This window comes from Lysinibacillus sp. A1 (genome assembly GCF_000801965.1).
Classification (GTDB): Bacteria; Bacillota; Bacilli; order Bacillales_A; family Planococcaceae; genus Lysinibacillus; species Lysinibacillus fusiformis.
Genome location: NZ_JSZM01000055.1, coordinates 1 through 12,832 on the forward strand (window position 1 = coordinate 1; position 12,832 = coordinate 12,832).

Genomic DNA, 12,832 nt, shown 5'->3' on the forward strand with positions numbered 1-12,832 from the left:
TATATATTTTAATCATTAAAATATATATTAATTAAATTATATGCAACTTCCATTTGTCAAGAACCAACCAATAAAAAAAGGATTTCAAGTTTATTGAAATCCTAAAAAATTTTATTCATGAGCTTGTTTACTTCGCTTAAAATAGTTGCCATGTCTATTAGTTTGTCTTGGGAAAATTTTAAAAAGATTTCTTGGACCTTTTCATCACCAGTACTTGTTAAAACCATTTTGACTACACGACGATCATTATTTTCTCTTATCCGTTGTATGAGCGCTAGTTTTTCCAGTTTATCGCACATAGAGGTAACAGCTCCAGGTGTCACACTAAAGAAATCTGCAATTTCTGTCGCTTTCATACCGTTATTTATTTTAAGTTGTAGAAGTAGGATGAGTTGGTTTTGCGATAACGCTTCTCCTTCAGATAAAAGGTCTACAAACATTTTCGATTTTTGTTGTATTTCTAGCATTTCTTTCATAATGATTTCTACATTAAGTAGACTGTCAGCCATTTAATCACGTCCGTTAAAATATTTAATAATTGAATTATATAGCAAGTGAATATATCTTTCCAAGAATACAATACCTCTAAAGAAATAAGCATTTATTGTTTAAAAGTTGCGTGCATCCATTCAAAGAATTTTTCCTTTTCTTCGAATTGTGGATAGTGTGCAGATTGCTCGTAAGCTATAAATTCTTTTTTCTCTGCGCTAATTTGGTCGAAGTAATTTTTGGCTGCTTGTGAGGATGTTTAATAATCATAGTTGCCCATTAAAAAATAGAAGGGTAAATCAAGTTTTTGGACCTTTGCTGGTAGGGGGTGCTGCATGACCTCTTTTAATAAAGCTCCTTGAGACAAGGATAAGCCATAGTTATAACGGATAATATCTAATAAATTATATTCTTTGCTGAACAGCATCCCTAGCATATTGCCATCAGGATTAGCTATTAATTGAGTAGCACCACCATATTTATTGACGTAATTTCGAGGTGTAAACTTTGCACCAGTCTTAATTTCATCAGCTAACTGTTGTAAATGTAAAACATCTTCTTTGTTACCTTGCAGTTGCGCCTGATGGATAGTGAAATTTAAACTATCGATCTCACTTTCGATTGTATTGCTCATTTGTCCTATCCCAATATAAGCTTCATATTTTTCAGGGGCGTTAGCGGCTGCTTGTGTAGCAATATATGTGCCATAGGAATGACCAATTAAGATGACTTTTTCTTTGTCTAGTCGTTTGGCTATATAATCTGTCAGTGCTAATAAATCCTCCACAAGCAAATCTGAAGAGAGATTAGAATAGTCCTCGAAAAAATGATAGGACTTCCCACTAGCTCGCTGATCATAATGGACCACAGTAAACTCAGTTTCTAGTAAATCTTGATATTTTTCTGCATAGGGTATTTCAGAGCAACCAGGTCCGCCATGAACAAAAATAATGACAGGGTTTTCTTTGTCATGACCACGGATCATCATTTCATGACCAGTGCCATTTATTTCGACTTGCTCTAAAACGCTAATGCTGTTAGAGCCTTTTATGGAGGAAGTCCACGTTGGGAAGAGAAGCATCAATACGAGTAAAAGTACAATGACTATAACAAAATATTTAATAAAATGACTATATGTCTTCATCGTATTCCTTTCTTACATGCGTTTCTCGAATGTCCCTTGATACATTCTTCTTTTATACACATAAAAATACATACTCAGAGGCCACCAAAGGGTAACAAAAATAGGGTAGAATGCCCATATAACTCCTGGGGAAGAAACAATATTGACGATGATAAAAAAGATACTTATTAATAATGTAGCAGTGACGGAAAAAGCTACAAATGTTTTTCGTTGAGCATGGTATAAAGCTAGGGGCCACCACATAACTAAAAATGCAGGATAGATTGCCCAAGGGTATTGAGGTGATAAAATGATGTTTACTAAAGCATAATAAATAATCGTAGAAGCACAGCCGATCAGTGCGATTTTTAGCGTTTTTGCTTTTTCATCTAAGTACATCAGAATTGGCCACCAGAGAATAGGGTAAATGGCGTAAATGAACCATAGATGATCTGGTGTGTAAATATAGTTTTCTATAATAAGAAACGCGATAATCATCGTACTACAAATAATTGAGTATTGTTTATACATTCTTTTATACATACAGATGATCGTAATTGGCCAAAGCAATAGCAGTAAGCAAGGATAGATAAACCACATTGTTTGGGGCGATGTCGTGAAATTGACGATACCTAAAAAAATCATTGTCATGATGCTTCCAGCTAGTGAGAAGTTAATAAAATTCTTCATATTTATTCACCCCACCTCTTACGAGACCATACAAAGTACATAGACAATGGCCACCAAATAATGGCAAATATTGGATATATTGCCCAAATTGTTTGTGGTGTGTAATAAAGATTAATAAATATAAAGAATGCAATAATTAAGCCACTACCCCAAAGTGAGAATTCTAAATTTAATTTAGCCATATTTTTCTTAGCTGGCACCTTAACGCCCAGTTCCTTTTTTAAATCTTCTATGTCTCCAAACTCTACAATTGCTTTATTGATGGCATCCTCTTGTTCCTTTCCTTGATCCATCAAATAAAATACTTTCTCTTCAAGATTTTCAATAATTTCTTGTTTAACCATTTCCGTTTCATTGTTGTGAGGAATATCCTTAAACAGCTCATCAATATGGTTTTTTATTCTCTTCATTCGACGCCCTCCATAAATAAATCAATAATTTCTTTTACTTCCGACCATTCTTTCACTAACTCATTTAAATACGCCTTTCCTAATGAGGTAATGCGGTAATACTTTCTTTTGCCACCATGTGAAACATCTCCATAATAGGCTTCAATAATTTCTTTTTTCTCAAGACGTTGAAAAACAGCATACAAAGTTGCTTCTTTAATCTGAAATCGATTATTTGTACGGAGACTTATTTCCTGAGAAATTTCATAGCCATAGCGGTCTTTTTCTGAAATGAGCCGTAAAATAATCGAATCCAAGTGTCCTCGGATAATATCACTGCGAACCATAAGTCACCTACTTCATTTTATTGCTCTATCTGTCAGAGTAATATTAGCAAACATTACTCTGCCTGTCAAAGTAATTTATTTTCTTTTTTTTAGAGCACGAAAAAAGAACTCCATTCGCTGCTTAGCGAATGGAGTAATCGATCATAGTGCTCTACATATATAATCCTGCAAGAAAAATTCCCTTAGCTTCCTCATAAATATCATCAAATTGACTTATCGGTAGAGGGTTTGTGCCACTTCCTAATTCAACGGTAAAACCTGGCCTACGCCAATCTTGGATAAACCAATCTTTATAGCCTGCATAGCTCCCAGCAGATTGTATGGGTTCATAGCCACTCACTCGACTAAACTCATTCACAAGCACCTCTGATTCAGGTGGTTCAAGATTTTCAAAGCCCCAATAAATAACACGGCCCTGTGTATGAAAGGCTAGTACTCTAGCAAAATCACGCTGCTTGGTCAAATCTGCCATCGCTATAGCCTCTGGCTCAGACAAAGGTCTTTCGCCGCCATAATCTCTAGGCCCAGGAGTTTTCGGGTTACGGGCGCTTTCTAATTCCCATTCTGCAGGAAACTGGTCATTTAAATCAACACCATGGATGTTTGCTTTCCAGCCAGAAAAATCAGAGCTACCATTATTCCATGAGATGAGTTGATTTTTTAATGATTCATCATTTGGGGGGCCTTGTATGACTAAATTGACGCCATCAGGATTCACCATTGGTACTACGGATAGGGTCGTTTGCTGATAAAGAGGGAATAAAGAAAGTCCATTCATATTATTTTGGTTCGTGAGAGCAAGCAAATAGTCATTTAAAAATGTTAGAATAATAGGTGTAGTAATCCATTCATTTGCATGGAAGGAGCCATTATAGTGAACACGTTTAGCTCCATGACCAATTAATAGCTCGGGTAATTCCTTACCTAACACAGAGCTACCAATGATAGAATTGCGAAGAAATGGATAGGCGTTAACGAGCCTTTGAATATCATTCATCATGATGTTGTACGTATAATTTTGCTTACCATCAATTAAGCGCCATGTTATGCGTTGAGGTATGTGAATCATCTGACCAATTTGTAATTGACTTGGATTAACACCCGGGTTTACGAGTAATAAGGCAACAAGTGTGAGATTATACCTTTGTGCAATTTGCCAAAGAGAATCCCCTTGTTTTACTTGATAGTCAATGGTCACAAATCCAGGAATACGAACGCGTTGCCCGACTCTTAAAAATTGAGGGTTTATATTGGGATTGGAATCTAAAATGAGTGGAAGAGGTATTTTAAACACTTCACTGAACTGCCAAAGGGAATCTCCTGGCCTTACGAATATGTCCACATGCATTCTCTCCTTAGTTAAAAATGGTTCAATATAAAATGTATATGTGAGAAACTAAGACTTATTAATGCGCAGGCTGTAAAATTTCTTTATAGGAAAGTTTAAGTTAATACTCTAGTCACATTTATAACAAAAATAGAGTTCAAGAAAGGTAAAGGTAGGAAAACCAAATGTTAAATAAATTTAAATTGGGTATACGCTCCAAGATTACATTAGGTTATATCATCATTATTCTTTGCTTACTTGCGTCAGTGATCATCCTAAATAATCAAATTACTTCTTTGCAAAAGGAAAGGAATTTTATTATTAAGTACGACTCTAATGTGAAAACATTAACCAATGATATTGAAAAATATATATTGGATATGGAATCAAGTCAGCGAGCGTTTATTATTACGGGTGAACCTAGTTATCTGGAGCCGTATGATAATGGAGCGGAAAACTGGAAAATAGATTTTAATGATCTGTATCAGCAAATGAAAGACAAACCAACCCAGCAGGAAAAATTAAAAGAGATAGAGGAAACGATCGAGCATTGGATTGAAACAACGGGTGGGCCAACTATTCAATATAAAAAGTACGGGAATACAAAAGCATTAACGGAATTTTTTAAAGTGGATAATGGACGCCAAGACATGGAGAAGATGCGCAAATTATTCGATGCATTCCGTGCAACTGAAAATACTTACACACAAGCAAAGGCTGCTCAGTTAGACAAACAAAATAGTCAATTAACTAGTGGTCTATTTGGGATTTTAATTTTTGTTTCTGTAATTGCTATTGTCATAGCAAGTGGAATTTCTCGTTCTATTGTAAAAACTATAACAGAGGTCACACAAACAATTCAGGAAATGGCTGCTACGAAGGGCGATTTCAAAAGAAGAATACATGTTAAGACAAATGATGAAATTAATGAGCTCGCCGATGCGACCAATTTATTATTGGAATCGGTCGAGAAGAGAGAATGGTTACAAACGAATATTGCTGATATCGTAACAAAATATCAAGGTATTTCAGCTATTACGAAATTGGCTGAAACTTTCCTATCAGAAATGGCACAGAAAACAGAGGCATCTCTTGGAGCATTCTATGTTCGGGAAGAGGCAGAGGAACAAGTACTATTTATGAAAAAGGCTGCTTTTGCTGACGGAGATGATCGTGTCGGTATGGAGAGCTTTAAGGTAGGACAAGGTTTAATTGGTCAATGTGCATTAGAAAAAAGAGTGTTATTTTATGATAATATTCCGCAAGATTATCGTTTAATTAGAACAGGGCTAGGTGAAATAAGACCACAGCATATTTTATTGATTCCTGTTATTTTTGAAAATGAAGTCATAGCCGTTGTTGAGTTGGCTACAATGACTAAATTTAATGCATTACAGCAGGAGCTAGTGAAGCAGGTTACTGAAACCTTTGGCTTAACCGTCAACGGTGTATTAGGGCGTATGGAAATTGTTCGATTATTGAATGAATCAAGAGCAATGACTGAGGAGTTACAAGTTCAATCAGAAGAACTTCAAACACAATCTGAGGAATTACAAATGCAGACAGAAGAGCTGACGATGATTAACGAGCAGCTTGAAGAGCGAACGAAAGAGGCAGAGTCCAAATCACGCGAGCTAGAGAAGGCGAAGCAGGAATTAGAGGAAAGTGCAGAACAGCTAATACTTAATTCTAATTATAAATCGGAGTTTTTAGCGAATATGTCACATGAACTTAGAACCCCTTTAAATAGCATTTTAATTTTGTCAGAGATGCTCGCAGAAAATAACCAAGACCACTTAACAGATGAGGAAGCTGAATTTGCGAAGGTAATCCATTCATCAGGTGAGGATTTGCTTGCATTGATTAATGATATTTTAGATTTATCAAAAGTGGAGGCAGGGAAGCTAGATATCATTTTTAATGAAGTAAATGTGAGCGAAGTACCTGTTCAAATTGAGCATACTTTTGCACCTGTCGCAAGGAAGAAAAATATAGATTTCCATATTTCAAAGGCAGATAATGTTGTCGATGTATTCTATACAGATGAAAAGAGATTCCAGCAAATAGTAAAGAACTTATTATCAAATGCCTTTAAGTTTACGGAACATGGATCTGTAACTTTAGCGATTAATCAGCTTGCACAGAGCCAGCTTACAAGCAATATGCAAGATATTAGCGCTGATTGGTTAGAAATTACTGTTTCAGATACCGGTATAGGAATTCCAAAAGACAAGCATCAATTGATCTTTGAGTCATTCCAGCAAGCAGATGGGGCTACTGTTCGAAAATATGGTGGAACGGGACTGGGTCTTTCAATTTGTAAAGAGTTTGCGAAACTACTCGGTGGTTGGATTACACTGCAAAGTGAAGAGGGACAAGGTAGTAGCTTTACGTTAACGATTCCAAGCTTACCAAATGGAGTTGAAGAAGATCATTGCGATAAGCTTGCTGCTTTAAATGAGGTAGCTGTGACAATGGAGGAAGAGGCACCTAGAGAAGAGCCGGCGCAGGATAATAGGGAAGCTTTAAAACATGAGGTAGAGGTTTTTCAAGGGAAAAATATTTTAATCGTCGACGATGATAACCGTAATATTTATGCCTTAAAAACGGCCCTTGAAACAAGGGGTATGAACATTTTAGTGGCTAAAGATGGACTGGAATGTTTAGAGGTTTTGCAAGCTCATCATGAGATTGATTTAGTGCTTATGGATATTATGATGCCAAATATGGATGGTTATGAAGCGATGACTATTATTCGCCAACAAATGAAGCGGACAGATCTACCGATTATCGCTCTGACGGCGAAGGCTATGAAGAATGACCGTGATAAATCATTGCAAGCTGGTGCATCTGATTATATTAGTAAACCATTAAATTTAGATCAATTAATATCCGTTTTAAGAGTATGGTTAGTTTCTAAAGGGAGTTTATAAAGATGGAACATTTTGAGCCATTGGAGCAAAATATACAATTGAATAAGCAAACAAATTTAGAAATTGATTTGTTATTAGAGGCTATTTATCGTTTATCAGGGTATGATTTTCGACAATATAACCGTTCTTCCATTTCACGTCGAATTTTTAATAGAATGAGAATAAATAGCATTCCAACCATTTCTCGTGTTCAGGAAAAGGTTATTCATGATCAGGAATTTTTAGAGCAGCTGTTAAATGATTTTTCAATCAATGTCACGGAAATGTTCCGCAACCCAAGTTTTTTTAAGGCATTTCGTGAAAAAGTGATCCCTGCCTTACGAGATTACCAAGAAATCCGGATTTGGCATGCTGGCTGCGCAACTGGTGAGGAAGTTTACTCTATGGCTATCTTGCTTCAAGAGGAAGGGCTTATAGACAAGGCTGTCATCTATGCAACAGATATGAATGAGCAAGTATTAGAGAAGGCGAAGAAGGGGGTCTTTCCTATTCATAAAATGCAGGCATATACGAAAAACTATATGCTTGCAGGGGGAGCCCATGCTTTTTCGGAATACTATAAGACGGATTATCAATATGCTTATTTCCATCCAACATTATTGAAGAATATTATTTTTGCCCAGCATAACCTAGTGACAGATCAATCATTTAATGAATTTCATGTTGTCTTATGTAGAAATGTCCTTATTTATTTTTCACCTCAGCTGCAAAGTCAGGTCCATCATTTGTTTTATGAAAGCCTAAGCGACAATGGGTTTTTATGTTTAGGCGATAAGGAAACATTGCGCTTTGAAGAGGTTATTTCGAATTATCGGGAAGTTGTTGGGAATGAAAGAATTTATCAAAAAATAGAGTAAAGAGAAAGAGGCTACCTTGTGATGGAGGTAGCCTCTTCCTTTTTATTTAATCAGCAGCACGGGCTTGGATCAGTAAGACACACATATCATCCGGTTGATTGTTTTGTTTGTCCTTAGGTAATAGGTTGTCGATGAGAGGTTGAGCATAGTCCCATTTAGAGGATGTTAGCGTTTGCAAATGCTTTTCGGATTCTATTTCACAAGGTCCCATTGCCTCTAAGACACCATCTGTAAACAAAACAATTTGTACATTTTTTTCGTATTGTATATATTGTTTTGTGACATTAATTTCATCGAAAAAGCCGACTGCACAGCTACCTTGGTTTAATGGAACACAAGTTTCTTCATCAATTAATGCGTACCCCGCAGGATGACCAGCGTTTATGTATTCGATTGTTTTTTGTTTCGTATCAATCACTAAATAAATCGCTGTGAAATAATAAAGATTTTCATCCTTGCCATCTTGCAAGAGGGTCATATAACGATTCAGTTCTTTAATAACAAGTTCAGGGTCGTTCAATTGTTTAACAGCCTCTCTTAAAACGGAGGAGATAAACATACAAACTAGCGCTGCAGATATACCATGGCCCATCATGTCCAATAAAATAATAGCGTAACGATGATCATCTATTTTATGCCAATAGTACATATCACCTGCCAAGTTAGAGGATGGTAGGTATGAGACTTCTAGACGAATATCGTTTTCATTTAACGGTGGACTAAGCAGGCTTCTTTGCACATGAGTAGCTAAATCCAATTCGTATTGTATTTTTTTTTCATGTTGAGTGTGCCAATCTAATTCAGCTTTTAAACGTAGGGCAACTCGTATTCTAGCAAGCAATTCCGTTTTATTAATCGGTTTTGTAATATAATCTACGCCCCCGATATCTAATGCTTCTGCGAGTTTGTTTTTATCTTCAAGCGCTGTAACAAAGATGATTTGAATATCTCTTAATCTTTCAATTTGCTTAATACGTTTGCAGGCCTCTATACCATCTACTTCAGGCATCATAATGTCCAATAAAATTAAATCAACTGAGCTTCCAGTTGGATTTGGTTCATTTAATTGTAAATAATCAAATAGCTCATTAGCAGATGAAAGAGAAACACAGTGCTCATAACCTGCATTTTTCAGTATTTTTTCAATGACAAATAAATTGACTTGATTGTCATCTACTAGAAGAATGGTCATAGTTATTTCCCCTTACTCTAATTGAATTGTGCAGATTATTATTCGTGTATATAAATTACTTCCAACTTTATTATTATACAAAACATTAGAGGAGAAAGGTATTTTCGCGATTTGAAAGAAGAGCTTTCATTCATAAATTTTCAATTTATCACTTTTCGAGGCTGGTATTTTAGCTTTTCTAAATCCTTGATATATATCAAATGCATTGGCTAAAACAGCAATGATCATACTGGCAAGTAGGATCTTATCTATGATAGAGGAGACCTTTGCTGTGTTGCTTTCTACGATTGCGGCAATGTACGGAATGGAGGCACTATGGATAAAATCTTGATGAACAACGATGACAATAAATACAATAGTTCCTGTACTTTGAAGCAATGCATTGATGATAGCAATCGTCATGGTCCATTGCCCCGTACGCCATTTTAAAAGTGTTAAAGCAAGACTAAGAATGACACAGAGCATAAAGAAGAGAGAATAGGATTGTAAAATATTTTGATTAAAGATTGGCATAACGAACTTTAAGCTACCATTCCCATTTGTTGTATAAATACCTAAAAGACGATTGGCATTCCAATAAACAAAGGTAAAAATAATAACCCCTACAAAGCTAAAAATTATATCACCTAAAGTAATGAGTTTGTCTTTAGGAATGGTTTTCATTTTTAAACTTTCAGGTGTCCATTCCTTGGTGTCATTCAGGAAAGGCAAAAATTGAATTTTATCCGCATTAGAGCGTTCGATGACGATGAAAAAAATGGTGATCCAAAACAAAACATGAAATGATACAGAAATAATGGCAACAATCGTCATGGAAAATGCTGAAATGATAGTGGAGAGCAAGGCTTCTTCTCCTGAATAGAGGAAAATTCTCTGAATTACTTGAACTATGATTGTTATAAAAATTGCCCAAGGAAAAACGAGTTTAATGGTTCTAGTGTATGGTTCAAACACGTTTGGACCAATTAAATAACGTGGCGTATCTTGATAGCTTGCTGCCACTTTTGCAGGGCTCCCAAGCTTTTTTAGCACTTCCATTATATCTGCTTCTGAATATGGCTCTGGCAACATATCTTCAATAGTAGCTTTTAGCTCAAGCTTTATGTTTTCACGTTTATTTTTATGTAGTCTTTTAGATACTTCATCGATATACGCATCAATTAAAGTCATTTCTTTATTCCTCCTTTAATCATGTTCATTGTTCATTTATATGACGTGGTAATATATGTTATTATGGGTGGAAAATGAATATGAACGACATATCCTACTTTGAAAATGGAGGGGAAACAATGAGAGTGGTAGAGAGATTAGTAAAAGAGCAAGATTTTTTAACTTTTGCGAGTATTGTTGTAGGAGCCTACCCTGGAAGAATGAACGGAGCTCAGACAACAAAAGAGCAGTTAAAAAATCTTTTTATGGATAATCAGAATCATGATGAATCCCTAAATTATTTTGGACTTTGGGAAGATGACAAACTAATTGGCGGCATGCGATTACATGATTTTCAAATGAACCTTTTCTCTAAAATGATACCGATTGGCGGAGTAGGGCTTGTTGCAGTTGATTTACTACATAAAAAGGAAAAAGTTGCGAAGGAGTTAATCCATCAATTCTTTCAATTTTTTTTAGCAAAGGATATTCACTTTGTCGCTTTGTATCCGTTTAGGCCAGATTTTTATAAGAAAATGGGGTTTGGATATGGACCGAGAATGTATCAATATTTAGTAGAGCCCTTAAGCTTTCCTAAAGGCCCAACGAAGAAGCACCTTAAATATTTAACAGTACGAGATCAACAGCAGCTAACAGATTGTTATAACAGGGTAGCGTCTCAAAAGCATGGAATGTTTTTCAAAACAAAATCAGAGCTTTCCTTTATTTTTAAGAACGACGAAAACTATGTGATTGCGATGGAAGAGGATGATACCGTACAAGGCTATATCGTTTTTTCATTTGAAAAGCAAGGTGAGAGTAATTTTATGTTGAATAATTTAGTCATTAAAGAATGGGTATATGAGACACCTCAGGCCTTGTTAGAGCTGAGTACATTTTTAAACAGTCAGGCAGATCAAGTAAACCGCATTGAGTGGAATACACAAGAAGACAATGTTCATTTCTTTTTAGGCGATGTCAGAAATGGTACAAATCATTTAATTCCTAGTGTTTACCATGAAAATGCCGTGTCGGGGGTTGGACTGATGTACCGCATTATTAATGTAAAGGGTTTTTTTGAAGAGTTAACGACACACCATTTTAATGGTGTAACACTGACATTTAAATTAACAGTTTCGGACTCATTACTTGCTGAAAATAATCAGCAACTCATTATCGAAGTGGTTGAAGGCACGATGAACATTATTGAAAGTGGTCACTATGATGTGGAAGTAGTTGTAGATGTGGCTGAGCTTTCCTCACTGGTAATGGGAGTCATAACGGTCCAAGAACTGTATATGTTGCAGCAAATAAAAATCAGTCAGGAGCAATACCTACAGGCTTTACAGCAATTTTTCTTTGTATTTGAAAAACCAAAATGTACGACGGCGTTTTAGAATAGTTGCGCTAGGCTAATGTTCCTTTTTCATAAATAGAGATGATCGTGTCGGTCTTTCAAGTGGTGTAATATTAATAATAAAGTAACTAATGATGAGTATGAGAATAATAACTGAATAAATTAACGTATTAAGAGGATGATCGTGCTCAACGATAATTAATCGAATCATAGCTGTGATACCTATATATATAAAGTATCGAAGCGGAAAATGATAATTCTCTTTAAAATATTTAATAATCATCGTAATGAACTCAAAGTACAAGAAAAATATAAGGATGTTGGCAAGGAATAGCTTGTAATCGCCACCTTCCTTAGAGAAGAGCAATATTTTAAGAAATTCTATTAGCTCCTTAAAGAGTAAAAACGCTAGTATGAGTGCTAAGAGGACTAGGCAAACATTCAGAAAAAGTTGCAAAGACTTTGGTACAGCTTTAATGAGCTGTATATAGGTTGAATTTTTATGATTCATATAACTCCTCCAATCTGATTTGTATAGTGAGCCTAAACATATTTATCATATGGCAAAATACGAGTGTATTATGATATAAATATAACAAATTGTCGTAAATCTTTCTTTTATAAATTGTAAAGTTTTGGTATTTTTTGCGAAAGAAAGTTTTTAAAATAATTTAGTGGTATGCTAAAATAGATGTGCATGAATATAAAATTTAAAAGGGGTTTTTGAAATGGCAAAATCAGCAAAAACAGATGCGAAAATTACACCAGAGCGTTTAGAAGAAGCGTTAGTTGTTCGCGATCGTCTTATTATCGAACTACTTGTTCAAGTACTTGATGAGAAGCTAGTAATTGAACGCCCAGTATTACGTGAGCGTGTAGGTAACCTTGTAGATCTTTCTAGCTATGATGCAGAACTAAAGGAAACAATCCACGCAGTTATTAACAAACTATAATGAAAAGAAGAGGCTGGGACAAAACT

Annotated in this window: 12 protein-coding genes and 1 pseudogene; 4 read left to right on the forward strand and 9 right to left on the reverse strand. The window is 35.5% G+C overall.

What is annotated here, in order from left to right:
* Positions 1-101: 101 nt before the first annotated feature.
* From PI85_RS23390 to PI85_RS23415, 6 genes and pseudogenes are all read right to left on the reverse strand, one after another.
* Positions 102-509: a MarR family transcriptional regulator gene (locus PI85_RS23390; RefSeq protein WP_036121788.1), complete on the reverse strand. Its 408-nt coding sequence runs from the start codon at positions 507-509 to the stop codon at positions 102-104.
* A 92-nt stretch (positions 510-601) separates the two neighbouring features.
* A pseudogene (locus PI85_RS23395) lies at positions 602-1,570 on the reverse strand (alpha/beta hydrolase).
* Positions 1,571-1,645: 75 nt separating this feature from the next.
* Positions 1,646-2,302: a hypothetical protein gene (locus PI85_RS23400; RefSeq protein ID WP_036121785.1), complete on the reverse strand. Its 657-nt coding sequence runs from the start codon at positions 2,300-2,302 to the stop codon at positions 1,646-1,648.
* Positions 2,303-2,304: 2 nt separating this feature from the next.
* Positions 2,305-2,712 carry a permease prefix domain 1-containing protein gene (locus tag PI85_RS23405; protein WP_036121783.1) on the reverse strand — a complete coding sequence of 136 codons (408 nt, stop codon included), beginning with the start codon at positions 2,710-2,712 and terminating at the stop codon, positions 2,305-2,307.
* Complete coding sequence (locus tag PI85_RS23410; RefSeq protein WP_008177869.1) at positions 2,709-3,038, reverse strand: PadR family transcriptional regulator; 330 nt, start codon at positions 3,036-3,038, stop codon at positions 2,709-2,711. The genes PI85_RS23405 and PI85_RS23410 overlap by 4 nt, the downstream gene beginning before the upstream one ends.
* 151 nt (positions 3,039-3,189) lie before the next feature.
* Entirely contained in the window at positions 3,190-4,380 is a 1,191-nt protein-coding gene (locus PI85_RS23415) for a M14 family metallopeptidase (RefSeq protein WP_036121779.1), read from the reverse strand.
* Positions 4,381-4,550: 170 nt separating this feature from the next.
* On the opposite strand from PI85_RS23415, the gene PI85_RS23420 reads away from it, so the two are divergent.
* Both PI85_RS23420 and PI85_RS23425 read left to right on the forward strand, forming a co-directional pair.
* Positions 4,551-7,298, forward strand: a complete 2,748-nt coding sequence (locus tag PI85_RS23420) for an ATP-binding protein (protein WP_036121776.1) — start codon at positions 4,551-4,553, stop codon at positions 7,296-7,298.
* Between the two features lie 2 nt (positions 7,299-7,300).
* Entirely contained in the window at positions 7,301-8,155 is an 855-nt protein-coding gene (locus tag PI85_RS23425) for a protein-glutamate O-methyltransferase CheR (RefSeq protein ID WP_036121773.1), read from the forward strand.
* 46 nt (positions 8,156-8,201) lie between these two features.
* Here PI85_RS23425 and PI85_RS23430 read toward each other — a convergent pair whose 3' ends face one another.
* Both PI85_RS23430 and PI85_RS23435 read right to left on the reverse strand, forming a co-directional pair.
* Positions 8,202-9,347, reverse strand: a complete 1,146-nt coding sequence (locus PI85_RS23430; RefSeq protein ID WP_036121769.1) for a SpoIIE family protein phosphatase — start codon at positions 9,345-9,347, stop codon at positions 8,202-8,204.
* A 126-nt stretch (positions 9,348-9,473) separates the two neighbouring features.
* Positions 9,474-10,517: a hypothetical protein gene (locus PI85_RS23435; RefSeq protein WP_036121766.1), complete on the reverse strand. Its 1,044-nt coding sequence runs from the start codon at positions 10,515-10,517 to the stop codon at positions 9,474-9,476.
* Positions 10,518-10,597: 80 nt separating this feature from the next.
* Between PI85_RS23435 and eis the strand changes: the two genes are divergently transcribed.
* Entirely contained in the window at positions 10,598-11,893 is a 1,296-nt protein-coding gene (gene eis, locus PI85_RS23440) for an enhanced intracellular survival protein Eis (protein ID WP_235318541.1), read from the forward strand.
* 15 nt (positions 11,894-11,908) lie between these two features.
* Here eis and psiE read toward each other — a convergent pair whose 3' ends face one another.
* Complete coding sequence (psiE, locus tag PI85_RS23445) at positions 11,909-12,364, reverse strand: phosphate-starvation-inducible protein PsiE (RefSeq protein WP_036121763.1); 456 nt, start codon at positions 12,362-12,364, stop codon at positions 11,909-11,911.
* Between the two features lie 217 nt (positions 12,365-12,581).
* On the opposite strand from psiE, the gene PI85_RS23450 reads away from it, so the two are divergent.
* Positions 12,582-12,806: a hypothetical protein gene (locus tag PI85_RS23450; protein ID WP_008177853.1), complete on the forward strand. Its 225-nt coding sequence runs from the start codon at positions 12,582-12,584 to the stop codon at positions 12,804-12,806.
* Positions 12,807-12,832 lie beyond the last annotated feature (26 nt).